Consider the following 24,633-nt stretch of genomic DNA (forward strand, 5'->3'; position numbering starts at 1 on the left):
CGCGCGTGAAATCGTGGGGGCGCGCGCCCCGCGCCGCTGCCCGGCCCGTCCCGAGGCGCGGCACCAGCCGCTCCTGCATTGTTTCCGGGGGTTCAAAAATGTTCGACCTCGTTCCCCAGCTAGATTGCGCCGGCCGCATCCTTAGGCTCGACGTGCCGCGCGTCATGGGCATCGTCAACGTCACGCCCGACTCCTTCTCGGACGGCGGCGCCCACGACACCACCGAGGCCGCGGTGGCCCACGGCCTGCGGCTGGCGGCGGAAGGCGCCGACCTGCTCGACGTCGGCGGCGAGTCCACCCGCCCGGGCGCCGGCGAGGTGCCGCTGGACGAGGAGCTGCGCCGCGTCATCCCGGTCATCGAGCGCCTGGCGCGGGAAACCTCGCTGCCCATCTCGGTCGACACCTCCAAGCCCGAGGTCATGCGCGCCGCGGTCGCCGCCGGCGCCGGTTTGATCAACGACGTGTACGCGCTGCGCCGCGAGGGCGCGCTCGAGGCCGCCGCCGCCGCGCGCGTGCCGGTGGTGCTGATGCACATGCAGGGCGAGCCGCGCTCCATGCAGGGCGCCCCGGCCTACGACGACCTGGTGGGCGAGGTGCACCGTTTCCTGGCCGAGCGCATCTTCGCCTGCGAGATGGCCGGCATCCCGAAGAAATCGCTGGTGCTCGACCCGGGCTACGGTTTCGGCAAGACCACCGCCCACAACCTGCTGCTGTTGCGCCAGCAGTCGCGCCTGCTCGACCTGGGCCTGCCGCTGCTCGCGGGCCTCTCGCGCAAGCGTTTCCTGGGCGAAATCACCGGCCGCGAGGTCGGCGAACGCCTGCATGCCTCGGTGGCCGCCGCCGTCCTGGCCGCGGAATACGGCGCCCGCATCCTGCGCGTGCACGACGTCGCGGCCACCGTGGATGCGCTGAAACTATGGGCCGCCGTGGCGGCCCAGCCGGCACCGAAGGCGACGCCGGCGAAACCGTCGATCAGCTGGCCCGACGACGACTAGTTCGCCGCGCGTGCGCCCAGGCGCTTGGTCGTTTCACCGCCCACCTGCCGAACCGGCGCCTGGAGGGCGCGGTTGCCGCCGCCATCGACGCAGTTCGACGTGCCGGTGGCGAAACCAAGCCAGAGATTGCCGGTGGCGACCTCGTAACCGGCGCTGTCGCCCGGATTGCACAGGACGGCGGCACCCTGCGTCTGGCCGGCGTTGGTCACCACGTTGTCCCGCAGGGAGATCGCGTTGGAGCCCTGGAAGTAGCTGGTGACGATGCCGAAGGACTCGCCGGAGGCGCCGCTGACGTTGCGGATCCGGTTGCCGGAAATGACCGAGCCCTGGCTTTCGAGCACGGAGATGGCCCAGGCACTGCCCTCGGGGTCGTGCACGCCGTCCACGGTGTTGTCGATGATGTCGACGTTGCCTTGGGTGGAAATCGCGCTGTACAGGTTGCGCACCAGCGTATTGCCGCGAATGATGCCGCCTTCGGCATGCACGCCGATGCGGCCGCCGTCGAGGTGGTTGTCTTCGACCACCACGCCCAGGGGCGGCTGGAACACGGTGCCGTGGGTGCCGACCGCGATGCCGGCCGGCAGCCCGCGAACGACGCAGTTCCGTACCGCCAGGTTGTTGCTGTTGCGGCCGCGGACCGCCCCGATGTTCGGGGCGTCGCCGTCGCCTTCGGCCGGCGGGCCGATGATGGCGTGGTGGCGGCAGTCCAGCGTGACGTGGTTGGCCTCGATGGTGATCGCCGAGCCGTAGGGCATCGTGGGCACCACCAGGTTGGCGTCCAGGCAGTAGCGGCCCGGCTGGTTGATCACGACCGGCGCCGTGTCGATGACGGTGCACGCCTGCGCGCCTGCCACCGAAGCGCAGAGCAGCAAGGATCCGGACACGGCGGTTTTGACGAGACGGTTCATCGCACGACTCCGGGCTTGGCCGCGGCCGGGCCGGCGGCTTTGGTTTCCGTGAAGATGTTGCCGCCGGCATCGCGGCAGCCGGAGTTGCCGGTTTCAAACGCGGCCGCCTGGTTGCCGTCGAGCACGCCCAGCGCGTCCACGCATTCGAAAGCCGTGTCGTTGGAGGCAGGGGAAGGGAAGTGCGCGGCAACGAAGTTGCGCTGCAGCGTCGCGTAGCCCGGGCCGGATACCCGGATGCCGACGCGCGACACGCGCGAGAACAGGCCGCGCACCTGGTTGTCGGCGACCACGCCGCCCTGGCTGCCGTCGACGGCGATGCCGATGACCGGCGCGAACACGCCTTCCGGCTCCCAGAGCACGTCCACCTGGTTCGACAGCACGTCCACGGTGCCGCTGGCACGGATGGCGACGACGGGGTCGGTGGAGGTGCTGGTGTAGCCGGTGTCGAGCACCTGGTTGTCGCGCACCAGGGCCGAGCGCGCAGCCACCACGATGCCGCCGGCATGGTTGCCGATGACGCGGTTGGAGCGCAGCACGATGCCGACCGGGGCGTTGCCGCCCCCGGCGTCGGTGCCTGCGACGATGCCCGTGCGGAAACCCTGCACGGTGCAGCGCCACACCTGCACGTTGTCATGCTGGCCCGCGGCAATGCCGGTGGCGGAGGTCGTCGCGGCCGCGGCGCTGCCCTCGATCTTCAGGCCGCCGCAGTCCAGGTGGATGTCGTCGCTGGCGAGCGTGATGGCCGCGCCCTGGCTGATGGCGGTGGAAAGATCGCCCGCCAGGCAGTAATTGCCCGGGGCGTCGAGCACCGCCGGCAGGCTGGCGACCGGGGTGCAGGCGAGGGCGGGCGTGGCGGCGAGGGCGACTGCGGCCGCGCCGAGGAAGTTTTTGAACATGGAGCGCTCCAGGCCAGCGTGCCGGGACACGATGCCTACACCTTAGTGGCTCCCGAAGACCCGCGCCAAGCCGCGGCGCGAGAAAATTTCGTGCGCCGGGCTGGTCACGCAATGACCAATCGGGTTGACACCCGCGCCCCGCCTGCCTGGTGGCGATCCATCCACAGGAGTTCTCCCAGGCTTGTCCACAGGCCCTGTGGATCGCGCGCGGCGGCTGGTCAAAAACTGGCCAAACCCGCTGCAGGCCTTGCCACGCAAGGCGCGCAGCGCTTCGCCCACAGGCTTGTCCCGACGGCTATCCACAGGCCCTGTGGATTCATGCTCACGCCGGCGAGCGCGCCGCGTGGAAGGCGCGCACGCGCGGGTCCACCACCCGCCGCCAAAGCGGTGGCACCAGGGCCAGCACGAACATCGCCGCGTAGCCGCCGGGCAGCTGCGGACTGTCGGCGTGGTGGCGCAGGATGGCGTAGCGCCGCCTGGGGAAGGCGTGGTGGTCGGAATGGCGCTGCAGCTGGAACAGCAGCAGGTTCGACAGCGCGTAGTCCGAATTCCAGCTGTGCAGGTGCGTGGTGCGCTCGTAGCGGCCGTCGGGCCCGCGCCGGCGTTCGAGGCCGTAGTGCTCGATGTAGTTGATGATCTCCAGCGAGCCCGCCGCGAACAGCCCCTGCAGCAGGAAGAAGGCCAGGCCCACCGGGCCCAGCCACGCCGCCATCGCGCCGGCCAGCGCCAGCCAGGCGGCGGTCCAGCCGATCATCTCGTTGCGCCAGTGCAGGGCGGGCAGGCCCAGCCCGCGCAGGCGCGCCGCCTCCAGCCGCCAGGCACTGAGCGTGTTGCGCCACAGCGCCCGCGGCAGGAAGTGCCAGAGCGACTGCCCGAAGCGCGCGCTCGAGGCGTCTTCCGGCGTGGACACGTGCACGTGGTGCCCGCGCACGTGTTCGATCTTGAAGCCGTGGTAGCCCACGCTGGCCAGCAGCAGGCCGCCCACCGCGGGCTCGAGCCGGCCGTCCTTGTGGATCAGTTCGTGCGCCGTGTTGATGGCCAGGATGCCGCCCACCACGCCCTGCGACAGCAGCCAGCCGGCCACGCCCACCGGCCCGAAGCCCGCATGCGCGAACCAGTGCGCCGACCAGGCCAGCACGGCCAGCTGCACCGGCAGGCAGGCCAGGGTGAGGGCCTTGAACCAGGGCCGCAGCGCCACCTCGCGTTCGCGTTCCGGCGCCACGTTCACCGGGTCGTGGCCCAGGGCGTAATCGGCCGCCGGCAGCAGCACGAACAGGAACAGCAGCGGGAACCAGGCCATCAGGTCGGGGCGGCCGGTGACGGTGCCCAGCCACGCCGCGGCGGGCATCAGCGCCGGCACGACGAAGACGAGCAGGAAGGCGAGGGCTTTGCCCGTGGGCATGGTCGCGGGGCTCCCGGTGGCCTGGCCGCCAGCATACGCCCGGGCCCCCGGCCCGCAAGCGCGCGGCCGGCCCGGCGATGGCGTTAAGCTAGCCCCCGCCCAAGCCACCCGACGAGTCGCCATGGACCTGACGTCCCCGCTGCACATCACCTTCGCCATCTACATCCTGGGCATGGTCGGCATCGGTTTCGCGGCCTGGTACTACACCCGCAGCTTCGACGACTACATCCTCGGCGGGCGCTCGCTGGGCAGCTTCGTCACCGCGCTCTCGGCCGGCGCCTCGGACATGAGCGGCTGGCTGCTGCTGGGCCTGCCCGGCGCGCTCTACGCCAGCGGCATCTCGGAAGCCTGGATCGCCGTGGGCCTGGTGATCGGCGCCTGGGCCAACTGGCGCTTCGTGGCCGCGCCGCTGCGCCTGTACACCGAGCGCAGCAACAACGCGCTGACCCTGCCGGACTATTTCACCCACCGCTTCGAGGACAAGGCCAAGCTGCTGCGCATCGTCTCGGCGGCGATCATCCTGGTGTTCTTCGCGGTGTACTGCGCCTCGGGCATCGTCGCCGGCGCGCGCCTGTTCGAGTCGGTGTTCGACGTGCCCTACGCGCAGGCCATGTGGTACGGCGCCGCCGCCACCATCCTCTACACCTTCATCGGCGGCTTCCTGGCCGTGAGCTGGACCGACACCGTGCAGGCCAGCCTGATGATCTTCGCGCTGGTGCTCACGCCCATCTTCGTGATCATCGGCACCGGCGGCCCGGCCGAGAGCCTGGCGCTGGTGGAGCAGGTGAACCCGGCCAACCTCGACTTCTTCAAGGGCGCCACGGTGGTGGGCGTGGTGTCGCTGCTGGCCTGGGGCCTGGGCTACGTGGGCCAGCCGCACATCCTGGCGCGCTTCATGGCGGCCGAGTCGGTGCGCACCATCCCGGCCGCGCGCCGCATCGCCATGACCTGGATGGTGTTGTGCCTGGCCGGCGCCATGGCCGTGGGCTTCTTCGGCATCGCCTGGTTCCAGGCGAACCCGGACAAGGCCGCGGCGGTCGGCGCCAACCCCGAGCGCGTGTTCATCGAGCTCTCGACGCTGCTGTTCAATCCCTGGGTCGCCGGCATCCTGCTCTCGGCCATCCTGGCGGCGGTGATGAGCACGCTGAGCTGCCAGTTGCTGGTGTGCTCGAGCGCCATCACCGAAGACTTCTACAAGGGCTTCCTGCGGCCCGGCGCGGGGCAGGGCGAACTGGTCTGGGTCGGCCGCCTGGCCGTGCTGGGCGTGGCCCTGCTGGCCATCTGGCTGGCCGCCGACCCCGACAGCCGCGTGCTGGGCCTGGTCAGCTACGCCTGGGCCGGCTTCGGCGCCGCCTTCGGGCCGGTGGTGGTGCTGTCGCTGTTCTGGAAGCGCATGACCCGCAACGGCGCGCTGGCCGGCATGCTGGTCGGCGCCGCCACCGTGATCGGCTGGAAGCAACTGGGCACCGGGCTGTACGAGATGGTGCCGGGCGTGGCCTTCGCCGCCCTGGCCATCGTGGTGGTCAGCCGCCTGGGCCGGCCGCCCTCGCCGGCGATGGAAGGGCTGTTCGATTCGGTGCAGGGCGAACTGCGCCGCAGCGGCGCCTGAGCCCGTGCGGGACACCCGCCCGCCGGCCATCGCCCTGATGGGCCCGACGGCCTCGGGCAAGACCGCGCTGGCCGTGGACTGGGCCCAGCGCCTGGGCACCGAGGTCATCAGCGTGGATTCGGCCCTGGTCTACCGGGGCCTGGACATCGGCGCCGCCAAGCCCGACGCCGCCACCCGCGCACTCGCCCCGCACCACCTGGTGGACGTGCGCGACCCGCACGAGGTGTTTTCCGCCGCCGATTTCGCCCGCGAGGCGCTGCCGCCCATGCAGGCCCTGGCCGCGCGCGGCCGGGTGCCGTTGCTGGTGGGCGGCACCGGCCTGTACTTCAGCGCGCTGCTCGACGGCCTCTCGGACCTGCCCGAGGCCGACCCGGCGCAGCGCGAGCAGATCGCGCGCGAGGCCGCGGAGCGCGGCTGGGCGGCCCTGCACGCCGAGCTGGCGGCGGTGGACCCGGACGCCGGCCAGCGCATCAAGCCTGCCGACGCCCAGCGCATCACCCGCGCGCTGGAGGTGTTCCGGCTCACCGGCCGGCCCATCAGCGACTGGCAGCGGGCCGGCGCACCGCGGCGCTTCCCCTTCCGCGTGCTGCGGCTGGTGCTGGCGCCGGCCGACCGCGCGGTGCTGCACGAACGCATCGCCCACCGCTTCGACCAGATGCTGGCCGAGGGTTTCCTGGACGAAGTGCGCCGCTTGCGCGCCGACCCGCGCCTGCACCCGGACCTGCCCTCGATGCGGGCCGTGGGCTACCGCCAGGCCTGGGCCCACCTTGAAGGCCGCACGGATGCCTCCACCTTCAGGGAGGAAGCCATCGCCGCCACGCGGCAGCTGGCCAAGCGGCAGCTCACCTGGCTACGCGCGCGGCTCGACGCCCGCTGGTTCGACCCGGCCACCGACCGGGACGGGCTGGAACGGGCGCTGGCGCTGTTCCTCGCCCGTGCGCCCGAACCCGGGGCTGCTAGACTGCCCTGACTCGCGGCCCGGACCCTTTGGCCGCAAATCGCGCCAGCTGGCGCGCCACAATAAGAAGATGGAGTCCAACCGCATGTCCAAAGGCCAATCCCTCCAGGATCCCTTCCTGAACGCCCTGCGCCGCGAGCGCATCCCCGTCTCGATCTACCTGGTCAACGGCATCAAGCTGCAGGGCACGATCGAGAGCTTTGACCAGTTCGTCGTCCTGCTGCGCAACACCGTCAGCCAGATGGTCTACAAGCACGCCATCTCCACCGTCGTGCCGGCGCGCAACGTGCGCGTGGGGCCGGGCGGTGGCCAGGTCGCGTCCGCCGGTGGCGACGACGAGGACGAGGCGGGCCAGGACGATTGAGCGTCCGGGTGACTGATGTTTGAGCGCGCCCGCAAGGGCGAACGCGCCCTGCTGGTCCAGCCGCATCCGCCCGGCCAGCAGGATCCGTCCCGCCTCGAGGAATTCACCGAGCTGGCCCGTTCGGCCGGCGCCACCGTGGTGGGCACCGTGCCCGCCCGCGTCGAACGCCCGCACCCGGCGTATTACATCGGCACCGGCAAGCTCGACGAGGTGCTTTCGGCCTGCGAAGCCACCCAGGCCGACCTGGTGCTGGTGAACGAACTGCTCACGCCCGGCCAGGAGCGCAACCTCGAGCGTGCGCTCAAGCGCCGCGTGGTGGACCGCACCGGCCTGATCCTGGACATCTTCGCCCAGCGCGCCGCCAGCCACGAAGGCAAGCTGCAGGTGGAACTGGCCCAGCTCAAGCACTGGGCCACGCGCCTGGTGCGCGGCTGGACCCACCTCGAGCGCCAGCGCGGCGGCGCCATCGGCCTGCGCGGCCCGGGCGAGACCCAGCTCGAGCTCGACAAGCGCATGCTGCAGAAGAAGCTCGAGTCGCTGCAGGCGCGCCTGGACAAGGTGCAGGTGCAGCGCACCCAGATGCGCCGCGCGCGCATGCGCAACGACATCCCGCGCGTGGCCCTGGTGGGCTACACCAACGCCGGCAAGTCCACGCTGTTCAATACGCTCACCGGTTCCGGCGTGTACGCCGACGACCGCCTGTTCGCCACGCTCGACCCCACTACGCGCCGCATCGAGGGCGTGGCGCCGCTGGTGCTGTCCGACACCGTGGGCTTCGTGCGCGACCTGCCGCACGAGCTGGTGGCGGCCTTCCGCTCCACGCTCTCCGAGGCCCGCGACGCCGACCTGCTGCTGCACGTGGTGGACGCCGCCGACGAGCTGCGCGACGAACGCATCGGCCAGGTGGACGCGGTGCTGGCCGAGATCGGCGCGGGCGACATCCAGCAGGTGCTGGTGTTCAACAAGATAGACCGCATCGAAGGCGCCGCGCCGCGCCGCGACCCGCCGGTGGAAGGGCGCGAGCGCGTCTGGCTGTCGGCGAAGACCGGCGAGGGCCTGGGCCTGCTGCGCGAACTGCTCACCGACCGTTTCCTGGACCGCCGTCTGCACGCCACGCTGCAGCTGGACCCGGGGCAGGGCCGCCTGCGCGCCCGCCTGCACGAGGCCGGGGCCGTGAAGGCGGAGTCAACGGACGAGTCCGGCTGGCGCCTTGACCTGGACTTGCCGCGCGCCGTGGCAGAAAGGCTGGCGGCCGAGCCCGGCGGGCATCCGCTGTCCGCGCTCTTGCTTGTGACCCCCGACGCCCCTACCTACAATCCCGACACTGACTGACGCGCGATTCCCCGGCCCTGGCCCCCGCCAGCCCGCCGGCCCCGGAAGCGCGCCACGGAGCACCACATGGCCTGGAACCAGCCTGGCAAAGGCAACCAAGATCCCTGGAAGGGCAAGGACCCCGGCAACGAGGTCGACGCCTTCCTGAACCGCCTCAAGGGCATGTTCGGCGGCGGCAGCGGCGGCGGTGGCCGCGGCGCCTCCTCGCAGGGCGGCTTCAACCCGCTGCCGTGGGTGGTCGGCCTGGTCGGCATCTGGCTGGTGTTCAACAGCTTCAAGCTGATGGACGAGCGCCAGCGCGGCGTGGTGCTGCGCTTCGGCGAGTTCAACCGCGTCATGGCGCCGGGCCCGAACTTCAAGTGGCCGTGGCCGATCGAAACCGTGTACGTGGTGCCCGCCACCGAAGTGGTGGAGATCACCGACCAGGTGCGCGTGCTCACCAAGGACGAGAACCTGATCGACATCAAGTTCAACGCCCAGTTCAGCCGCACCGACCCGCGCCTGTTCCTGTTCGGCTCGGTCAATCCCGAGCAGACGCTGAAGGATTCCGCCGAGAGCGCCGTGCGCGAGGTGGTGGGCCGCAGCAACATGGACACGGTGCTGTTCGACCGCGCCGAGCTGGTGATCGCCGCCAAGGACCGCCTGCAGGAGTCGCTGAACTTCTACCAGACCGGCCTCACGGTGGTGAACTTCAACCTGCAGGACGCACGCCCGCCGGAGGAAGTGAAGCAGGCCTTCGACGACGCCATCAGCGCCCGCGAGGACAAGAACCGCATCGAGAACGAGGCCCGCGCCTACGCCAGCAAGGTGGTCCCCGAGGCCCGCGGCGTCGCCGCGCGCATGCGCACCGAGGCCGAGGGTTACCGCGCCGCGGCCATCGCCCGCGCCGAAGGTGACGCCGAGCGCTTCAGCCTGCTCGCCGCCGAGTACCGCAAGGCGCCGGAGGTCACGCGCAAGCGCCTGTACCTTGAGACCATGCAGCAGGTGCTGTCCGCCAACCCGAAGGTGATGGCGGGCGACGACAACAACATCCTGTACCTGCCGCTGGGCGGCACCGCCGGCGCCGGCCAGCGCGCCACCGCGCCGGCCGAGGCGCCGGTGATCCGCATGCCGGCCACCCAGGCCGCGCCGGAAGACAACGCCACGCCGCGCCCCGAGCGCCGCCAGGGAGGCCGCTGACATGAGCCGTGGATTCACGCTCGCCGTTTTCATCGCCGTCGCCGCGCTGCTCGCGGCCATGGGCTCGGTGTTCATCGTCAACGAGGGCCAGACGGCCATCGTGCTCAACCTCGGCAAGGTCGCCCGCGCCGACCTCAGGCCCGGCCTGCACTTCAAGTGGCCGCTGGTGGAGGACGTGCGCAAGTTCGACCAGCGCATCCTGTCGCTCGACGACGCCCCGGAGCGCTACCTGACCGCGGAGAAGAAGGACGTCAGCGTCGACTTCTTCGTGAAGTGGCGCATCAAGGACGTGGCCACCTACTACCGCGCCGCCAGCGGCGGCAGCGAGGAAGCCGCCCGCCAGCGCCTGACGCCCATCGTCAAGAACGCCCTGCGCAACGAGATCAACCAGCGCACGCTGCAGGAAGTGGTGTCGGCCGGCCGCGCCGAGCTCTCGGGCAGCTTCCTGGCCGCGGTGAACGCCGGCGCCGGCTCGCTGGGCGTGGAAGTGGTGGACGTGCGCATCAAGCGCATCAACCTGCCCGAGGACAGCACCATCCTCGACACGGTCTATGGCCGCATGCGCACCGAACGCACCCAGGTGGCCAACCAGCTGCGCGCCGAGGGCGTGGAGCAGAGCGAGACCATTCGTTCCGAAGCGGACCGCCAGCGCCAGGTGACCATCGCCGAGGCCGAGCGCGACGCCCAGAAGCTGCGAGGCGAGGGCGACGCCCGCGCCGCCGAGATCGCCGCCGCGGCCTACGGCCAGGACCCGGAGTTCTACGCCTTCTACCGCAGCCTCGAGGCCTACCGTAACTCGATGGCCGACGGCCAGACCGTGCTGGTGCTGGACCCGGATTCGGAGTTCCTGCGCTACTTCGGCAGCGACAAGCGCTGAGCGCCATGACCGACCTGTCGGCGGCGCTGTGCCTGGTGCTGGTGCTCGAGGGGCTGCTGCTGTTCGCGGCCCCGGGCGCGTGGAAGCGGGCGGTGGCCCAGCTGCTCGCCCTGGGCGAGCAGCCGCTGCGGGTGGCCGGCGCCGTGATGGTGGGCCTGGGCCTGCTGGCCCTGCAGTTCGTCCGCGGCTAGCGGGCGGGCCGGGCCGCCGGGGTAGCCCCGGCCGGCCAAAACCGGGATAATTTCCCAAAGCCGGGGCGACCTCCGGCTTTTTCCATGTCTGGGCCTCCGTCCGCGGCCCGCACGCGTCGCCCCGCCGCCATCCTTATCTTCCGGAGTTCAGGGTCATGGGTCAGTCGGTCGTGGTGTTGGGCGCCCAGTGGGGCGACGAGGGCAAGGGCAAGATCGTTGACCTGCTCACCGAGGAAATCGGCGCCGTCGTGCGCTTCCAGGGCGGCCACAACGCCGGCCACACCCTGGTGATCAACGGCAAGAAGACCGTGCTGCACCTGATTCCGTCGGGCATCCTGCGCGAAGGCGCGCTGTGCCTGATCGGCAACGGCGTGGTGCTCAGCCCGGCCGCGCTGCAGAAGGAAATCGGCGAGCTCGAGGCCAACGGCGTGGAAGTGCGCTCGCGCCTGAAGATCAGCCCGGCCACGCCGCTGATCATGCCGTACCACATCGCCCTGGACCAGGCGCGCGAAAAGGCCGCCGGCGGCAAGGCCATCGGCACCACCGGCCGCGGCATCGGCCCGGCCTACGAGGACAAGGTGGCGCGCCGCGGCGTGCGCGTGGCCGACCTGGCCTACCCGAACGAGCTGGCCGAAAAGCTGCGCAACACGCTCGACTACCACAACTTCGTGCTCACCAAGTACCTGGGCGTCGAGGCCGTCGACTTCCAGAAGACGCTCGACGAGGCCCTGGCCTTCGGCGCCTATGTCGACCCGATGAAGGCCGACGTGGCCGGCATCCTGCACGAGCTGCGCAAGCAGGGTAAGCGCGTGATGTTCGAGGGCGCGCAGGGTTCGCTGCTCGACATCGACCACGGCACCTATCCCTACGTCACCTCGTCCAACACCACCGTCGGCGGCGCCATGGCCGGCACCGGCGTGGGCGCGGACGCCATCGACTACGTGCTGGGCATCGCCAAGGCCTATGCCACCCGCGTCGGCGGTGGCCCGTTCCCGACCGAGCTCAACGACGACGTCGGCCAGGGCATCCGCGACCGCGGCCAGGAATACGGCGCCACCACCGGCCGCCCGCGCCGCTGCGGCTGGATGGACATCGTGGCGCTCAAGCGCGCGGTGGCCATCAACGGCATCACCGGCCTGTGCATCACCAAGCTCGACATCCTCGACGGGATGGAAAAGCTGAAGATCTGCATCGCCTACGAATACCGCGGCAAGCGCACCGAATATGCGCCGCTGGACGCCGCCGGCTGGGACGAGTGCACCCCGGTGTACCTGGAATTCCCGGGCTGGGCCGAGTCCACCGCCGGCATCACCGAGTGGGAAAAGCTGCCGCCGGCGGCCCGCGCCTACCTGCGCGCGCTGGAAGAGCTGGCGGGCTGCCCGCTGGCCATCGTGTCCACCGGCCCGGGCCGCGAATCCACCATCGTGCTGCAGGACCCGTTCGCCTGAGCCTTCGCGCCGGCCCCCGGGCCGGCGCCTTGCCCGTGGCCGGCCTCAGTTGGCCGGCTCGGCGCCCACCGACTCCTCGCGGCCGACGCCGCGCGAGAGGTTCCGGATCTCGTCCGAACTGCGGCGCCGCTGCGCCGCCGTGGTGCAGACCCGCTTGCGCATCGAACTGCCGATCTGCTCCTGGCGCACGCAGGTGACGCGGCTGTCGGCGTAGGCGCGGTCGAGCAGCTTGTTGAGCTTTTCCTGCTCCGAGCCCACCCAGGCCTGGTTCTCGGGCGGCAGTTCGGCCAGCGCGCCCTGTTCCGGCAGGGCCGCCTCCAGCGCGTCCAGGCGTTCGGACAGGTCCGTGCGGTCGGTGCGCCTGAACTCGGCATAGGCCTCGGTGCGCAGGGCGGCTTCGATGCGGGCACGCTGTTCGGCCAGCTCGGCGCGGGTGGCGTCGGCGCCCAGCTGCAGCCGCGGCTGTTCCTCCTGCTTGGCGGCGACGGGCAGGGCGAGGGCGAGGCTGGCGAGCAGCAGGGCGGCGCGGAATCGGGACATGCGGGGCCTTCCGTGAGGGGAAAGCCCGATACTAGCCGCGGCGCCGCAAATGAAAAGCCCCGCCGGAGCGGGGCTTTTCGAAGATGGTGCCCAGGAGAGGACTCGAACCTCCACGGTTTTACCCGCTAGTACCTGAAACTAGTGCGTCTACCAATTCCGCCACCTGGGCAGGTGTCTCGCCGCAGGGCGACAAGAGCCGCGTAATTTAAAGGTCGGGCCACGCCTTGTCAATGCCGGCGGCGCCGGAACGCGCCGCGACGCGGGGCGGTACAGGCCCCGGGGTGTACCATGCCCGGATATGACAAAACCCCCGAAGAAAAAAGCCACGACCGGCAAGCTGCCGCCCTGGATGCCCGAGAGCGCGCACGCCGCGTCGAAACCGAAAGCCAGGCCCGCCAAGGGCCCCAAGGCGCCCCGTGCCGCCAAGCCGGCCAGTGGGCCGGCCAAGCCCGGCAAGGGTCCGCGCCCCGGCAAGCCCGCCGCGCCCGCCCACGCCGCCCCGGCCGCCGCCGGCAAGCCGCGCCGCGGCGCCCCGGTCCCGTTCCGCGCCGACCCGATGGCCGCCCGGGAGGCCGCCAAATACGAAAACCCCATCGCCAGCCGCGAGGCCATCGCCGACCTGCTGGCCGACGGCCCCGGCCCGCTCACCGCCGAGGAAATCGCCCGCGAGCTCGGCCTCACCGCGCCCGACCGTTTCGACGCGCTGTCCCGCCGCCTGGCGGCCATGCTGCGCGACGGCCAGCTGCTGATGAACCGCCGTGGCGGCTACGCCGTGGCGCGCAAGCTCGACCTGGTCGCCGGCACCGTCATCGCCAACCCCGACGGCTTCGGCTTCCTCAAGTGCGACGACGGCGGCGAAGACCTGTTCCTGCCGCCGGGCGAACTGCGCAAGGCGCTGCACGGCGACCGCGTGCTGGCCTCGGTCACCGGCGTCGACCGCCGCGGCCGCCGCGAGGGCGCCATCGTCGAGGTGCTCGAGCACCGCCTGACCCGCCTCACCGGCCGCTACGGCGAGCGTGCGCGCATCGGCATGGTGGTGCCCGACGACCGCCGCGTGCTGACCGAAGTGCTGATCCCGCCGGAAGACCGCAACGGCGCGCTGGAAGGCCAGCTGGTGGTGGTCGAGGTGACCGCTCCGCCGGAGAACGGCCGCCCGCCCATCGGCCGCATCCTGCTGGTGCTGGGCGACCGCCTGACGCCGTCGCTGGTGGTGCAGGCCGCCATCCACGGCCACGACCTGCCGCACGAGTTCCCGCGCGAGGCGCTGGCCGAGGCCGCGCTGGTGCCGGTGGAGGTGCCCGCCGACGAAACCCGCAACCGCGTCGACCTGCGCAAGGTGCCGCTGGTCACCATCGACGGCGAGGACGCCAAGGACTTCGACGACGCCGTCTGGTGCGAGCCGAACGCCGAGGGCTTCCGCCTCATCGTCGCCATCGCCGACGTGTCGCATTACGTGCGCCCGGGCACCGCGCTGGACGACGAAGCCATCAAGCGCGCCACCTCGGTGTACTTCCCCGGCTTCGTGGTGCCGATGCTGCCCGAGACGCTTTCGAACGGCATCTGCTCGCTGATGCCCAAGGTCGAGCGCATGTGCTTCGCCTGCGACATGCAGGTGGATTTCGACGGCAACGTCATCCGCTCGAAGTTCTACGAGGCGGTGATGCGTTCGCACGCGCGCCTGACCTACACCCAGGTCTGGAAGGCGGTGGGCGAGGGCGACACCGAGGCCGGCCAGGAGGCCATCGCCCAGGTCGGCTCGCTGATGCCGCAGGTGCAGCGCCTGCACCAGCTGTACAAGGTGCTGGCCAAGGCGCGCAACCGCCGCGGCGCCATCGAGTTCGAGTCGGGCGAGGTGCGCTTCGTGCTCGACAACAAGGGCGAGGTGGTGCAGGCGGGCATGCTCGAGCGCAACGACGCGCACAAGCTGATCGAGGAATGCATGATCGCCGCCAACGTGGAGGCGGCGAAGTTCGTCACTTCCAGGCAGGTGCCGGCGCCGTTCCGCGTGCACCCGCGCCCGCCCGAGGCCAAGTACGCCGACCTGCTCGAGTACCTCTCCGAGTTCGGCCTGAGCCTTCCGCCCTGGGGGCGGGTGCAGCCGCGCGACTTCACCCAGCTGCTGCGCAAGATCCGGGTCCGCCCCGACGCGCCGCTGCTGGAAACCGTGCTGCTGCGTTCGCAGAGCCTGGCCGTGTACCAGACCGACAACCTGGGCCACTTCGGCCTGGCGCTGGAGGCCTACGCCCACTTCACCTCGCCGATCCGCCGTTACCCCGACCTGCTGCTGCACCGCTCGATCAAGCACGCGCTGCTGCACGGCGACCCGGACGGCTACCGCTACTCGGCCAAGGAAATGTCGGCCCTGTCGCTGCACTGCTCGGAAATGGAGCGCCGCGCCGACGAGGTGGAGCGCGAGGTGGACGAGCGCTACCGCAGCGCCTGGATGGAAAAGCACGTCGGCGACGAGTTCGACGGCGTGGTCAGCGGCGTCACCAACTTCGGCCTGTTCGTCGAGCTGGCCGGCTCCAAGGTCAACGGCCTGGTGCACGTGACCCAGCTGCCGCACGACTACTACCATTTCGACCCGCTGCGGCGCAGCCTGGCCGGCGAACGCACCGGCCTGAAGTTCCGCCTCGGCGACCCGGTGCGGGTGCTGGTGCTCAAGGCGAGCGTCGAGGACAAGCGCATTGATTTCAGGCTGGTGGTGCCGGAAGGCGCGCCGAAGAAAAAGAAGAAGGCCTGGGCTGAATAAGCCCGGCGAGGAACCGAACGCATGAGCAGCAAGAAGGACAACTGGGTCGCCGGCATCAACGCGGTGGCCTCGGCGCTGGAACACGACCTCGAGCACGTGCGCGAAGTGCTGCTCGAGGCCGGTGCCAAGAACCCGCGCATCACCGAGATCGAGGAAACCGCCCGCCGGCGCGACGTGCCGGTGCGGCGCATCCCGCTGCAGTCGCTTGAAGGCATCGCCGGCGGCCTGCGCCACCAGGGCGCCATCGCGCGCTACGAGGCGGCCAAGCCCACCGACGAGAAGGAACTGCCGAGGCTGGTGGAAGAAGCCGGCGGCAACGCCCTGGTGCTGGTGCTCGACGGCGTGCAGGACCCGCACAACCTCGGCGCCTGCCTGCGCACCGCGGCCGCGGCCGGCGTCACCGCCGTGGTGATCCCCAAGGACAAGGCGGCGCCGATCAACGCCACCGTGCGCAAGACCTCGGCCGGCGCGGCCGACCGCATCCCGGTGGTCAGCGTCACCAACCTGGCGCGCGCGCTGCGTGCGCTGCAGGAAATGGGCGTGTGGATCTACGGCCTCGAGGGCGAAGCCACCACGCCCATCCACGCCATCGACCTCACCGGCAACATCGCCCTGGTGATGGGCGGCGAAGGCGAGGGCATGCGCCGGCTCACGCGCGAGCACTGCGACGGGCTGGTGAAGATCCCGATGCCGGGCGAGATGGAAAGCCTCAACGTTTCCGTGGCTACCGGCGTGGCCCTGTTCGAGGCCGTGCGCCAGCGCGGGGCGAAGCCGTGAGCCTGCAGTGGTACGACTTCGTCGGGCTGGCGGGCGTGGGCTTCGTGCTGGCCTCGTTCTTCCTGCTCCAGGCCGGGCGCCTGGCGGGGGATGCGCTCGGCTACCAGCTGGCCAACCTGTTCGGCGCTGTCTTCATCCTGGTGTCGATCTTCGGGCCGGGGCCGGATTTCCGCGACGTCATCTCGACCACCATCATGCAGCTGGCCTGGATCGCCATCAGCTGCTACGGCCTCTGGCGCGGCCTCAAGGCCCGCGCCGCTCGCTTCCGCCGGCCTCGCGATGGTGGCAGTTCGCCTTAACAACGCGGATCAGATCGGATTGAAACGGATCAGATCCGATTGATTCGCTCTTATCCGCTTCAATCCGATCTGATCCGCGTTCGAACCCGTGCCTCAACCCAGCGAGGCCAGCCACTCGTCGTCGCTGCCCTCGTTGATGCCTTCGAAGAGGAAGGTGCTGAGGTAGCGTTCGCCGGTGTCGGGGATCATGGCCAGCACCACGCTGCCGGGCTCCAGCGTCTTGGCCACTTCCAGCGCCGCGGCGAAGGTGCCGCCGCCGGAGATGCCGCAGAAGATGCCTTCCTGCATCGCCAGCGCCCGCGCCGTGTCGCGCGACTGGACGTCGCCCACCGGCACGATCAGGTCGTAGATCTCGCGGTTGAGCACCGCCGGGATGAAGTCCGGGGTCCAGCCCTGGATCTTGTGCGGCTGCCAGTCCTTGCCCGAGAGCAGCGCCGCGCCTTCCGGTTCGGTCGCGGCGATCTTCAGGCCGGGGCGCGCGAGTTTCAGAACTTCGCCCGCGCCGGTCATCGTGCCGCCCGTGCCGTAGCCGGTGACGAACCAGTCCAGCCGCTTGCCGGCGAAATCACGCAGGATTTCGGGGCCGGTGGTGGCGCGGTGCCAGGCCGGGTTGGCCGGGTTCTCGAACTGCCGGGCCAGGAAGGCGCCGTGTTTTTCCGCGAACTCGCGCGCGCGCTTGACCATGCCGCTGCCGCGCTCGGCCGCCGGCGTCAGGATGACCTTGGCGCCCAGCGCACGCATCAGCTTGCGCCGCTCCACCGAGAAGGTCTCGGTCATGAAGGCCACGAAGGGGTAACCGCGCGCCGCGCACACCATGGCCAGCGCCACGCCGGTGTTGCCCGAGGTGGCCTCGACCACCATCTGCCCGGGCTTGAGCGCGCCCGAGGCCTCGGCGTCGAGGATGATGGCCGTGGCCAGCCGGTCCTTCACCGAGGACATCGGGTTGAAGTACTCGAGCTTGGCGTACATGGTGACGCCTTCCGGCGCCAGGCGGTTGATGCGGACGATCGGCGTGTCGCCGACGGTGCCGAGGATGCTGTCGTGGATCATCGCGGTCTCCCGGGAGTGGGGAACGAACGCTCAGTCCTGGTGCGCGGCGGCGAGGTCCTGTTCGGAGAACTGGCGCCAGCGGTTGAGCACCGCGCAGAACAGCTGCGCCGTGCGCTCGGTGTCGTACACCGCCGAGTGCGCCTGGTCGCCATCCCATGGCAGTCCGGCCGCCTGCACCGCGCGGCTGAGCACGGTCTGGCCATAGGCCATGCCGGCTAGGGTAACGGTATCGAAGGTGCTGAAGGGGTGGAAAGGGTTGCGTTTGTGTCCCACCCGCGTCACCGCAGCGTTCAGGAAACCGAGGTCGAAGTGGGCGTTGTGGCCCACCAGGATGGCGCGCTGGCAGCCATTGCGCTTCACCGCGGCGCGCACCTTGGCGAACACGTGGTCCAGCGCCTCGCGCTCGGGCAGGGCGCCGCGCAGCAGGCAGTCGAGGCGGATGCCGGTGACCTCCAGCGAGCGCGGGTCGATTTCGCTGCCCGGGTAGGGTTCGACGTGGCTGCTCACGGTGTCGCCGGGCACGTAATAGCCGTCGCCGTCGAGCTCGATCGGCACCGCGGCGATTTCGAGCAGGGCATGGCGGGTGCAGTCGAAGCCGCCGGTCTCCACGTCCACCACCACGGGCAGGAAGCCGCGGAAACGTTCGGCCATGCGCGGCAGGGGGCTGTTTTCCATGCCGCGCAGGATACCACTCTGCCTCAGCGGGCCAGCAGCGCGTCCAGGCTCAGGCGGCCGGGGCCGCGCAGGGCCAGCGGCAGCAGCATGGCCAGGAACAGCACCGGCAGCTTGAAGTTGCCGAAGCCGCGGTCGGTGATGGCATAACCCTTCGCCAGCTCGGCCAGCGAGCCCCAGTCCGCCGGCCAGTGCACCGAGGCGATCGCCACCACGGTCACGCCCATCAGCACGAAGGCGAAGAAACGCGTGCCCAGGCCCAGCAGCAGCGCCACGGCGCCGATGAGTTCGGCCCAGGTGGCCAGCGTCCAGTTCAGGTCGGCGGGCAGCAGGTGCAGGGGCGCGGGGAACTTGTGCGCGATGGCGCCGAACCAGTTCTCGCCCTGCAGCTTCTCGACGCCGGCTTCCCAGAATTCCCAGGCCAGCAGCAGCCGCAGGCCCAGGGGCGCCAGCCAGACGCCGGCAACATCGAGCCGCTCGCCGAACGCCCTGCAGCGTTCGATCGCTTTCGAAACCATGGTGTTCTCCTCAGGTGGGTCGCGTGCCCAGCAGCACGCCGCTCTCGCGCAGCTGCGCGAGCATGGCCTGGCCCTGGGCGATGAAGGCGGGAAGGTCGGTGGCGCCGGCCTCGGCGGCCAGGGCCTGCAGCTGCTCGCGCCCGCTGGCCTGCGGGAATTCCGACAGCCGCTGCAGCAGGCGGAAAGTGAGCGGGCTGAGTTCGTTGAAGCGCACCTTGAAGCCGGCGTCGCGCTGCACCAGCAGCAGCGTCGGCAGCGCCGGCGGGGCCTCGGGCTGGTGTTCCGGCGAGAGCCGGTGCACCGGCCAGGCATAGGCCAGCGACCAGGCCAGGGGCGAGGGCAGGGGCACGCCGTCGAGCAGGTCGCCGGCCGGGTCGTGCGGTATGTCGTCGGCGCTCGCTTCGCTCAGGTCCAGCGCCAGCTCCACCCATTCGTAGTGCGCCAGTTCCACCAGCCAGGGCGCGTCGCCGCGGCCGGCCTCGGCGCGCTCCTGCAGGTACTGGATGAACTCGCGCGGCAGCTCGGGGAACAGCGGCGTGGCGCAGCGGTACTCGCGGTAGAAGTCGCGCACCAGCGTGTGCCAGGCATCGGCGCCGAGGATCTTGCGGATGACCGGGAAATTGCCGGCCAGCAGCGACTGCACGCTGTTGTAGAACAGGTCGCGGTAGACCTGCAGGCGGCGCTCCTCGATGCCCGGCGGCGGCGCGGCGCCGGCCGGGTCGCGCAGGTGCGCGGCCAGCGTGAACTGCTGCGCGCGCAGGCGCTCAGGCGCGGGCATGGCGGGCCTTCGCCGGCGCGTGCCGCGCCAGCACGGCGCGCACCTGGGCCACTTCCGCCACCAGCTCGGCGTAGGGCGGGAAGTTGAAGTCGCGCTCTAGCAGGGCCGGGCGCGGGCCGAACAGGGTGCAGGCTTCGTCGAGCAGGGCGAACACGTCCGGCTTCACCGGCGCGCCGTGGGTGTCCACCTTCAGGTCGTCGGCCTCGTCGTAGTGGCCGGCGATGTGGAAGTAGGCAATGCGCTGGCCCGGCAGGCGGCGCAGGAATTCATGCGGGTCGTAGCGGTGGTTGATGGCGTTGACGAAGACGTTGTTCACGTCCAGCAGCAGGTCGCAGTCGGCCTCGGCCAGCACCGCGTTGACGAAGTCGATCTCCGCCATCGCCTGGTACGGCGCGGCGTAGTAGGAAATGTTCTCCACCGCGATGCGGCGGCCCAGCGCGTCCTGCACCTGGCGGATGCGGCCGGCCACGTGGTGCACGGCTTCCTCGGTGAAGGGGATGGGCATCAGGTCGTAGAGCTGGCCGTCGTCGCTGCAGTAGCTCAGGTGTTCGCTGAAGACGGGCACGCGGTGCTCGTCGAGGAAACGGCGCAGCTTGAGCAGGTAGGTGTCGTCGAAGGGCTCCACCGCGCCCAGCGACAGCGACAGCCCGTGGCAGACCAGCGGGTGCCGCGAGGAAAGATCGCGCAGCGCGGCGCCGTAGCGCCCGCCCACGCCGATCCAGTTGTCGGGCGCGCATTCGAGGAAGTCGAAGTCGCCCGGCGCCGCGGCCTGCAGCGGGCCCAGCAGGGCCCGCCGCAGGCCGAGGCCGGCGGCCATCGGCGACAGGTGGCGCGTGGCCGTCATCGCGTGGTCAGCCGTTGCCGCCGCACTTGCCTTCGCCACACTTGCCTTCGTGGCCGGCCTTGTCCTCGCCCTCGGCCGCGCCTTCGCTGCCGCACTTGCCTTCGCCACACTTGCCCTCGCCGCACTTGCCCTCGTGGCCGGCCTTGTCGTCGCCCGCGGCGCCGCACTTGCCCTCGCCACACTTGCCTTCGCCGCACTTGCCTTCCTCGGCCTTGTCGCCGGTGGCTTCGCCGGCGGCGCCGCTGCCGCACTTGCCTTCGCCGCACTTGCCTTCTTCGGCCTTGGCGTCGCTGGCGGCCACCAGGTAACCCTGGGCGAGGCCGGTCATCGCGAAGGCGGAGTTGGCCAGGGCCATCGAGCCGAGCATGACGGCGCCGGCGGCCAGGACGACGGGTTTCAGGGTTTTCTTGGACATCTGGGTTGCTCCCTAGGTTTGCTTCAATGGTGCGGGCGGGCCCGCGGGTCAATCGTGAAGGTATTCGCGGGCCAGCGCACGCGCCCGGTGCAACCGGGCCTTGGCGGCTTCGCGGGTGATGCCCAGCCGGTCGGCGAGTTCGCCGATGGTCAGGCCCTCGAGGTCGCGCAGCAGCACGATCTCGCGGTAGTGCGCCGGCAGCGATTGCATCGCCGCGGCCAGGTCGCGGGCCAGGCCGCGGTGTTCGATGGTGCAGGGCGCCGCGATGTCCTCGGTGATCGGCTCCTGCCGCAGCGCGCGCAGGCCGCGCTTGAGGCGGTTGCACTCGCGCTTGACGATGCGGAACAGCCAGGAGGCGAAGCACTCGAGCTGGCGCAGGTCGGCCAGCCGCCGCGAGGCGGTGAACAGCGACTCCTGCACGGCATCCTCGACGTCGTTCACCACGCAGTGGTGCTCGGCGTAGCGGCGCAGGTCCTGGCGGGAACGGCCGAGCACGCGTTCGAGCGCCGGGCGGTCGCCGGCGCGGGCCGCCTCGAGGTCCTGGGTCCAGTCCAGTGCCTGCAGCATGGGGATGGTCGACTCCACGGGGTGAGCATGGCCGGGAATGGCCTTGCCGTCATGTCCCCTAAGTGTCCCCACAAGGGCCGGAGGATTCGCGGTCGTGATGCCGGGTTTAGTTTCGATTCAGGAAAATCGCCATGCCGGATCAGGCCGCCGCGTGCCGGGGCAGGGCCAGCGACACCAGCGCTGCCAGGGCCACGAAAACCGCCGAGACCGCCAGGCAGGCCGGCAGCCCCCAGGCCTGGTAGATCGCGCCCGAGAGCACCGTGCCCAGCAGCCGGCCGCCGGCGTTGGCCATGTAGTAGAAGCCCACGTCCAGCGACACCCCGTCCTCGCGGGCGTAGCTGACGATCAGGTAGCTGTGCAGGGCCGAATTGAGCGCGAACAGCACGCCGAAGGCGAGCAGCCCGGCCACCAGCACCGTCTGCGCGGGCCAGCCGGCCCAGAGCGCCGCGGCCAGGCCGGCGGTCAGCCCCGCCAGCGGCAGCGCCCAGCCGAAGGCCGCGCGGCCGTCCGGCACCGGCCCGCGGCGCAGGCCGGTGATGGCCGGCGCCAGCGCCTGCACCGCGCCGTAGCCGATGATCCACAGCGCCAGGAAGGCGCCGATGCCGGCGTGGCCCCAGCCCAGCTGGTCGGCCAGGAACACCGGCAATGCCACCACGAACCACACGTCGCGGGCGCCGAACAGGAACAGTCGCGCGGCGGAAAGCCGGTTGATGGCGGGGCTCTTGGACAGCAGGTCGCGGAACTTCGGCTTCGCCTTCGCCTTGCCCAGGTCGGCCTTCAGCCACGCCAGGCTGCCCAGCCACACCAGCACCAGCGCGCCGGCCATGGCCAGCACCGCGCCGTCAAAACCCAGCCAGGCCAGCAGCAGCGCGCCCAGGAAAAAGCCCAGGCCCTTGAGCGCGTTCTTGGAGCCCGTGAGCAGCGCCACCCAGCGGTACAGGCGCGCCTGTTCGCCGGCGGGCACCAGCAGTTTCAGGCTGCCCTTGGCGCTCATCTTGTTGAGGTCCTTGGCGATGCCGCTCAGCGCCTGCGCCGCCATCACCCAGGGCACCGTGAGCAGGGCCGCCGGCACCGCCAGCATGGCCAGCGCGCCCACCTGCAGCACCAGGCCCAGGTTCATGGTGCGGTTCAGGCCCAGGCGCGCGCCCAGCCAGCCGCCGACGAGGTTGGTGACCACGCCGAAGATCTCGTAGAACAGGAACAGCATGGCCACCTGCAGCGGCGTGTAGCCCAGCTGGTGGAAGTGCAGCACCACCAGCATGCGCAGCGCGCCGTCGGTGAGGGTGAAGGCCCAGTAGTTGCCGGTGACCAGCAGGTACTGGCGGACCGCGGCGTTCACGCCAGGCCGACCTTGCGCGCCAGTTCGACGGTGCGGTTAGCGTAGCCCCATTCGTTGTCGTACCAGGCGAACACCTTCACCTGGGTGCCGGCGACGACCATGGTGAACGGGCCATCGACGATGCTGCTGCGCGGGTCGGTGCGGTAGTCGATGGACACCAGCGGCCGCGTCTCGAAGCCCAGGATGCCCTTGAGCGGGCCCTCGGCGGCGGCCCTGAGCAGGGCGTTCACTTCCTCCACCGTGGTTTCGCGTTTCACCTCGAACACCGCGTCGGTGAGCGAGGCGTTCGCCAGCGGCACGCGCACGGCGTGGCCGTTCAGGCGGCCCTTGAGCTCCGGGAAGATCTCGGTGATGGCGGTGGCCGAACCGGTGGTGGTGGGGATCAGGCTCATGCCGCAGGCGCGGGCGCGGCGCAAATCCTTGTGTGGTTGATCAAGGATCGACTGGGTGTTGGTGAGATCGTGCACCGTCGTGATGGAACCGTGGCGGATGCCCAGGCCCTCGTGGATGACCTTCACGATCGGCGCCAGGCAGTTGGTGGTGCAACTGGCGGCGGTGACGATGCGGTGCTTCGACGGGTCGAACAGGTGGTCGTTGACGCCCATCACCACGTTGAGCACGCCCGGCTCCTTCACCGGCGCCGTCACGACCACGCGCTTCACGCCCTGGTCGAGGTAGGCCTGCAGGGCGGCGGTGGTCTTCATCTTGCCGCTGGCTTCGATGACCACGTCGCAGCCCGACCAGTCGGTGTCGGCGATGGCCTTGTAGCGGGTCACCGGGATGCGCTGGCCTTCGATGAGCATCGCCTCGCCGTCCTGCGTGGCCTCGTGCGCCCAGCGCCCGTGTACGGAATCGAAGTTGAGCAGGTGGGCGAGGGTGGCGGCGTCCCCGGCCGGGTCGTTGACGTGCACGAACTGCACGCCCTGCTGGCCGAAGGCGGCGCGCAGCGCCAGGCGGCCGATGCGGCCGAAACCGTTGATGCCGATCTTGAGGCTCATGTCTGTCGGAGGTCCGTGGATGAAAGGGTCAGCAGCAGGCGGGATTGGCCTGGCCTGCCGCCGTCGGCAGGCACCGGGCCGGGTCGCCGCCGCAGCAGGTGTCGGTGAGGTAGGCCACGAGGCCACGCACGGCCTCGACCTCGGCGCGGTAGCGGATGTGGCGGCCCCGCGGCTCGGCGCGGATCAGGCCGGCCTGCTGCAGGGCCTTGAGGTGGAAGGACTGCGTGGTGGCCGGCAGGCCGAGCTGGTCGGCGATTTCGCCGGCGAAGGCGCCATCCGGGCCGCGCTCCAGCAGCCAGCGGTAGATGGCCAGCCGGTGCGGCTGGGCCAGGGCCGAGAGGGCGGCGAGGGCGTCTTTCGTATCCATTCTTCCAGAATAGTGGAAGGATATGACGCTTCCAAGACAGCGCCGGACTGCCCGCCAATCAACCCTTGCGGCGCAGTTCGCCCGCCAGGTCGGTGCCTGGCGCCACGGTGTTGAAGACGGTGCCGTACTTGCGCACGTTTTCGTGCAGCAGCGCCAGGCGGTGGTCCGTTTCGTCGGTGTCCACCACGATCTCGTAGCGGACCGACTCGAGCTTCGGCGGCACGTCCTGGCGCACGCCTTCCACCCGCACCTCCACGCCGCGCAGCTCGAAACGCAGGATCGGCACCACCCGCTCGATGCCCTTGATCATGCAGGCCGAAAGCGCGGCCAGCAGCAGCTCGGCCGGGTTGAAGGCGTCGCGGCGGCCGGCCAGGTCGGTGTCGAGCACCAGCTGCGCGTCCTTGCAGTCGGCGGTGGAGCCATGCGCGTCCACGCGGCGCGCATGGACCAGGAAGACGAGTTTGGGTTTCGGCGTGCTCATGCGGTGCTTTCCTCCGCGAAGACGACAGGGATGGCCGCCCGGCTGGTCTAGAGTAGCGCCCTTGGCCGTCTCCGCAG

The 24,633-nt window shown here is 70.7% G+C and carries 27 protein-coding genes and 1 tRNA gene; 12 read left to right on the forward strand and 16 right to left on the reverse strand.

Translation table 11 applies throughout. The features are described from left to right. Positions 1–98: 98 nt before the first annotated feature. Positions 99–995 carry a dihydropteroate synthase gene (gene folP, locus ACE3Q2_RS07760; protein WP_374473631.1) on the forward strand — a complete coding sequence of 299 codons (897 nt, stop codon included), beginning with the start codon at positions 99–101 and terminating at the stop codon, positions 993–995. Here the strand turns inward: folP and ACE3Q2_RS07765 are convergent. From ACE3Q2_RS07765 to ACE3Q2_RS07775, 3 genes are all read right to left on the reverse strand, one after another. Then, positions 992–1,903: a hypothetical protein gene (locus ACE3Q2_RS07765; RefSeq protein ID WP_374473632.1), complete on the reverse strand. Its 912-nt coding sequence runs from the start codon at positions 1,901–1,903 to the stop codon at positions 992–994. The two genes, folP and ACE3Q2_RS07765, sit on opposite strands and share 4 nt — an antisense overlap. Further along, entirely contained in the window at positions 1,900–2,799 is a 900-nt protein-coding gene (locus ACE3Q2_RS07770; RefSeq protein ID WP_374473633.1) for a hypothetical protein, read from the reverse strand. The genes ACE3Q2_RS07765 and ACE3Q2_RS07770 overlap by 4 nt, the downstream gene beginning before the upstream one ends. A gap of 322 nt (positions 2,800–3,121) precedes the next feature. Next, positions 3,122–4,201, reverse strand: coding sequence for an alkane 1-monooxygenase (locus ACE3Q2_RS07775; protein ID WP_374473634.1), 1,080 nt, complete (start codon positions 4,199–4,201; stop codon positions 3,122–3,124). Positions 4,202–4,322: 121 nt separating this feature from the next. Here ACE3Q2_RS07775 and putP point away from each other — a divergent pair, with 121 nt between their 5' ends. The 8 genes from putP to ACE3Q2_RS07815 all read left to right on the forward strand — a co-directional run bounded on the left by putP (position 4,323) and on the right by ACE3Q2_RS07815 (position 12,159). After that, positions 4,323–5,810 carry a sodium/proline symporter PutP gene (gene putP, locus ACE3Q2_RS07780; protein ID WP_231695765.1) on the forward strand — a complete coding sequence of 496 codons (1,488 nt, stop codon included), beginning with the start codon at positions 4,323–4,325 and terminating at the stop codon, positions 5,808–5,810. Positions 5,811–5,847: 37 nt separating this feature from the next. After that, complete coding sequence (miaA, locus tag ACE3Q2_RS07785; protein ID WP_374473667.1) at positions 5,848–6,780, forward strand: tRNA (adenosine(37)-N6)-dimethylallyltransferase MiaA; 933 nt, start codon at positions 5,848–5,850, stop codon at positions 6,778–6,780. A gap of 73 nt (positions 6,781–6,853) precedes the next feature. Next, positions 6,854–7,132: an RNA chaperone Hfq gene (hfq, locus tag ACE3Q2_RS07790; RefSeq protein ID WP_043805295.1), complete on the forward strand. Its 279-nt coding sequence runs from the start codon at positions 6,854–6,856 to the stop codon at positions 7,130–7,132. 15 nt (positions 7,133–7,147) lie between these two features. After that, positions 7,148–8,464, forward strand: coding sequence for a ribosome rescue GTPase HflX (hflX, locus tag ACE3Q2_RS07795; protein ID WP_231695763.1), 1,317 nt, complete (start codon positions 7,148–7,150; stop codon positions 8,462–8,464). Between the two features lie 66 nt (positions 8,465–8,530). Next, positions 8,531–9,643 carry an FtsH protease activity modulator HflK gene (hflK, locus tag ACE3Q2_RS07800; RefSeq protein WP_374473635.1) on the forward strand — a complete coding sequence of 371 codons (1,113 nt, stop codon included), beginning with the start codon at positions 8,531–8,533 and terminating at the stop codon, positions 9,641–9,643. A 1-nt stretch (position 9,644) separates the two neighbouring features. Continuing rightward, positions 9,645–10,520, forward strand: coding sequence for a protease modulator HflC (hflC, locus tag ACE3Q2_RS07805; RefSeq protein ID WP_374473636.1), 876 nt, complete (start codon positions 9,645–9,647; stop codon positions 10,518–10,520). A gap of 5 nt (positions 10,521–10,525) precedes the next feature. Then, complete coding sequence (locus tag ACE3Q2_RS07810; protein WP_043805276.1) at positions 10,526–10,711, forward strand: DUF2065 family protein; 186 nt, start codon at positions 10,526–10,528, stop codon at positions 10,709–10,711. Positions 10,712–10,866: 155 nt separating this feature from the next. Then, on the forward strand, positions 10,867–12,159 hold the full coding sequence (locus ACE3Q2_RS07815) for an adenylosuccinate synthase (protein WP_374473637.1): 1,293 nt from the start codon (positions 10,867–10,869) through the stop codon (positions 12,157–12,159). Positions 12,160–12,204: 45 nt separating this feature from the next. On the opposite strand, the gene ACE3Q2_RS07820 is transcribed toward ACE3Q2_RS07815, so the two are convergent. Both ACE3Q2_RS07820 and ACE3Q2_RS07825 read right to left on the reverse strand, forming a co-directional pair. Beyond that, positions 12,205–12,699, reverse strand: coding sequence for a hypothetical protein (locus ACE3Q2_RS07820; protein WP_374473638.1), 495 nt, complete (start codon positions 12,697–12,699; stop codon positions 12,205–12,207). Between the two features lie 84 nt (positions 12,700–12,783). After that, positions 12,784–12,868 (reverse strand) — tRNA-Leu (locus ACE3Q2_RS07825). Between the two features lie 180 nt (positions 12,869–13,048). On the opposite strand from ACE3Q2_RS07825, the gene rnr reads away from it, so the two are divergent. The 3 genes from rnr to ACE3Q2_RS07840 are packed head-to-tail and all read left to right on the forward strand — an operon-like array spanning position 13,049 to position 16,527. Further along, entirely contained in the window at positions 13,049–15,451 is a 2,403-nt protein-coding gene (gene rnr, locus ACE3Q2_RS07830) for a ribonuclease R (protein WP_374473668.1), read from the forward strand. A gap of 21 nt (positions 15,452–15,472) precedes the next feature. Further along, the gene (gene rlmB / locus ACE3Q2_RS07835; RefSeq protein ID WP_374473639.1) at positions 15,473–16,228 is read left to right on the forward strand and encodes a 23S rRNA (guanosine(2251)-2'-O)-methyltransferase RlmB; all 756 of its coding nucleotides are present in this window, start codon (positions 15,473–15,475) and stop codon (positions 16,226–16,228) included. Beyond that, positions 16,225–16,527, forward strand: a complete 303-nt coding sequence (locus tag ACE3Q2_RS07840) for a hypothetical protein (protein WP_231695756.1) — start codon at positions 16,225–16,227, stop codon at positions 16,525–16,527. Before rlmB ends, ACE3Q2_RS07840 begins: the two co-directional genes overlap by 4 nt. 93 nt (positions 16,528–16,620) lie before the next feature. On the opposite strand, the gene cysK is transcribed toward ACE3Q2_RS07840, so the two are convergent. The 11 genes from cysK to ACE3Q2_RS07895 form a co-directional block, all read right to left on the reverse strand. Further along, positions 16,621–17,577: a cysteine synthase A gene (gene cysK / locus ACE3Q2_RS07845; RefSeq protein ID WP_231695755.1), complete on the reverse strand. Its 957-nt coding sequence runs from the start codon at positions 17,575–17,577 to the stop codon at positions 16,621–16,623. Between the two features lie 30 nt (positions 17,578–17,607). Further along, positions 17,608–18,252 (reverse strand): ribonuclease T, encoded by a 645-nt coding sequence (rnt, locus tag ACE3Q2_RS07850; RefSeq protein WP_231695754.1) that lies wholly within the window; start codon positions 18,250–18,252, stop codon positions 17,608–17,610. 23 nt (positions 18,253–18,275) lie between these two features. Continuing rightward, complete coding sequence (locus ACE3Q2_RS07855; protein ID WP_231695753.1) at positions 18,276–18,767, reverse strand: DoxX family protein; 492 nt, start codon at positions 18,765–18,767, stop codon at positions 18,276–18,278. A gap of 10 nt (positions 18,768–18,777) precedes the next feature. Next, entirely contained in the window at positions 18,778–19,545 is a 768-nt protein-coding gene (locus ACE3Q2_RS07860; protein WP_374473640.1) for a DUF2063 domain-containing protein, read from the reverse strand. Beyond that, entirely contained in the window at positions 19,532–20,389 is an 858-nt protein-coding gene (locus tag ACE3Q2_RS07865) for a DUF692 domain-containing protein (protein ID WP_374473641.1), read from the reverse strand. Before ACE3Q2_RS07865 ends, ACE3Q2_RS07860 begins: the two co-directional genes overlap by 14 nt. Before the next feature lie 7 nt (positions 20,390–20,396). After that, complete coding sequence (locus tag ACE3Q2_RS07870; protein WP_374473642.1) at positions 20,397–20,804, reverse strand: hypothetical protein; 408 nt, start codon at positions 20,802–20,804, stop codon at positions 20,397–20,399. 48 nt (positions 20,805–20,852) lie between these two features. Beyond that, positions 20,853–21,389 carry an RNA polymerase sigma factor gene (locus tag ACE3Q2_RS07875; RefSeq protein ID WP_374473643.1) on the reverse strand — a complete coding sequence of 179 codons (537 nt, stop codon included), beginning with the start codon at positions 21,387–21,389 and terminating at the stop codon, positions 20,853–20,855. Between the two features lie 121 nt (positions 21,390–21,510). Beyond that, positions 21,511–22,710: an organoarsenical effux MFS transporter ArsJ gene (gene arsJ, locus ACE3Q2_RS07880; protein ID WP_231695748.1), complete on the reverse strand. Its 1,200-nt coding sequence runs from the start codon at positions 22,708–22,710 to the stop codon at positions 21,511–21,513. Beyond that, positions 22,707–23,708: an ArsJ-associated glyceraldehyde-3-phosphate dehydrogenase gene (locus ACE3Q2_RS07885; protein WP_374473644.1), complete on the reverse strand. Its 1,002-nt coding sequence runs from the start codon at positions 23,706–23,708 to the stop codon at positions 22,707–22,709. The genes arsJ and ACE3Q2_RS07885 overlap by 4 nt, the downstream gene beginning before the upstream one ends. A 28-nt stretch (positions 23,709–23,736) precedes the next feature. Next, positions 23,737–24,075: a helix-turn-helix transcriptional regulator gene (locus tag ACE3Q2_RS07890; RefSeq protein ID WP_231695746.1), complete on the reverse strand. Its 339-nt coding sequence runs from the start codon at positions 24,073–24,075 to the stop codon at positions 23,737–23,739. 58 nt (positions 24,076–24,133) lie between these two features. Next, positions 24,134–24,556, reverse strand: coding sequence for an OsmC family protein (locus ACE3Q2_RS07895; RefSeq protein WP_231695745.1), 423 nt, complete (start codon positions 24,554–24,556; stop codon positions 24,134–24,136). Between the last annotated feature and the right edge of the window lie 77 nt (positions 24,557–24,633).

The sequence above is a fragment of the Arenimonas sp. genome (genome assembly GCF_041913985.1).
Taxonomy (GTDB): domain Bacteria; phylum Pseudomonadota; class Gammaproteobacteria; order Xanthomonadales; family Xanthomonadaceae; genus Arenimonas.

What these genes read in the sequence shown, in the direction of transcription:
- rnr (WP_374473668.1), top strand. Translation starts at nt 13,049, where the DNA reads ATGCCCGAGAGCGCGCACGCCGCGTCGAAACCGAAAGCCAGGCCCGCC.
- ACE3Q2_RS07765 (WP_374473632.1), bottom strand. Translation starts at nt 1,903, where the DNA reads ATGAACCGTCTCGTCAAAACCGCCGTGTCCGGATCCTTGCTGCTCTGC.
- ACE3Q2_RS07870 (WP_374473642.1), bottom strand. Translation starts at nt 20,804, where the DNA reads ATGTCCAAGAAAACCCTGAAACCCGTCGTCCTGGCCGCCGGCGCCGTC.
- cysK (WP_231695755.1), bottom strand. Translation starts at nt 17,577, where the DNA reads ATGATCCACGACAGCATCCTCGGCACCGTCGGCGACACGCCGATCGTC.
- ACE3Q2_RS07860 (WP_374473640.1), bottom strand. Translation starts at nt 19,545, where the DNA reads ATGCCCGCGCCTGAGCGCCTGCGCGCGCAGCAGTTCACGCTGGCCGCG.
- hflK (WP_374473635.1), top strand. Translation starts at nt 8,531, where the DNA reads ATGGCCTGGAACCAGCCTGGCAAAGGCAACCAAGATCCCTGGAAGGGC.
- ACE3Q2_RS07775 (WP_374473634.1), bottom strand. Translation starts at nt 4,201, where the DNA reads ATGCCCACGGGCAAAGCCCTCGCCTTCCTGCTCGTCTTCGTCGTGCCG.
- putP (WP_231695765.1), top strand. Translation starts at nt 4,323, where the DNA reads ATGGACCTGACGTCCCCGCTGCACATCACCTTCGCCATCTACATCCTG.
- hflC (WP_374473636.1), top strand. Translation starts at nt 9,645, where the DNA reads ATGAGCCGTGGATTCACGCTCGCCGTTTTCATCGCCGTCGCCGCGCTG.
- ACE3Q2_RS07865 (WP_374473641.1), bottom strand. Translation starts at nt 20,389, where the DNA reads ATGACGGCCACGCGCCACCTGTCGCCGATGGCCGCCGGCCTCGGCCTG.
- miaA (WP_374473667.1), top strand. Translation starts at nt 5,848, where the DNA reads ATGGGCCCGACGGCCTCGGGCAAGACCGCGCTGGCCGTGGACTGGGCC.
- ACE3Q2_RS07770 (WP_374473633.1), bottom strand. Translation starts at nt 2,799, where the DNA reads ATGTTCAAAAACTTCCTCGGCGCGGCCGCAGTCGCCCTCGCCGCCACG.
- ACE3Q2_RS07820 (WP_374473638.1), bottom strand. Translation starts at nt 12,699, where the DNA reads ATGTCCCGATTCCGCGCCGCCCTGCTGCTCGCCAGCCTCGCCCTCGCC.
- ACE3Q2_RS07890 (WP_231695746.1), bottom strand. Translation starts at nt 24,075, where the DNA reads ATGGATACGAAAGACGCCCTCGCCGCCCTCTCGGCCCTGGCCCAGCCG.
- rlmB (WP_374473639.1), top strand. Translation starts at nt 15,473, where the DNA reads ATGAGCAGCAAGAAGGACAACTGGGTCGCCGGCATCAACGCGGTGGCC.
- folP (WP_374473631.1), top strand. Translation starts at nt 99, where the DNA reads ATGTTCGACCTCGTTCCCCAGCTAGATTGCGCCGGCCGCATCCTTAGG.
- hfq (WP_043805295.1), top strand. Translation starts at nt 6,854, where the DNA reads ATGTCCAAAGGCCAATCCCTCCAGGATCCCTTCCTGAACGCCCTGCGC.
- ACE3Q2_RS07815 (WP_374473637.1), top strand. Translation starts at nt 10,867, where the DNA reads ATGGGTCAGTCGGTCGTGGTGTTGGGCGCCCAGTGGGGCGACGAGGGC.
- ACE3Q2_RS07810 (WP_043805276.1), top strand. Translation starts at nt 10,526, where the DNA reads ATGACCGACCTGTCGGCGGCGCTGTGCCTGGTGCTGGTGCTCGAGGGG.
- rnt (WP_231695754.1), bottom strand. Translation starts at nt 18,252, where the DNA reads ATGGAAAACAGCCCCCTGCCGCGCATGGCCGAACGTTTCCGCGGCTTC.
- hflX (WP_231695763.1), top strand. Translation starts at nt 7,148, where the DNA reads ATGTTTGAGCGCGCCCGCAAGGGCGAACGCGCCCTGCTGGTCCAGCCG.
- ACE3Q2_RS07855 (WP_231695753.1), bottom strand. Translation starts at nt 18,767, where the DNA reads ATGGTTTCGAAAGCGATCGAACGCTGCAGGGCGTTCGGCGAGCGGCTC.
- ACE3Q2_RS07885 (WP_374473644.1), bottom strand. Translation starts at nt 23,708, where the DNA reads ATGAGCCTCAAGATCGGCATCAACGGTTTCGGCCGCATCGGCCGCCTG.
- ACE3Q2_RS07895 (WP_231695745.1), bottom strand. Translation starts at nt 24,556, where the DNA reads ATGAGCACGCCGAAACCCAAACTCGTCTTCCTGGTCCATGCGCGCCGC.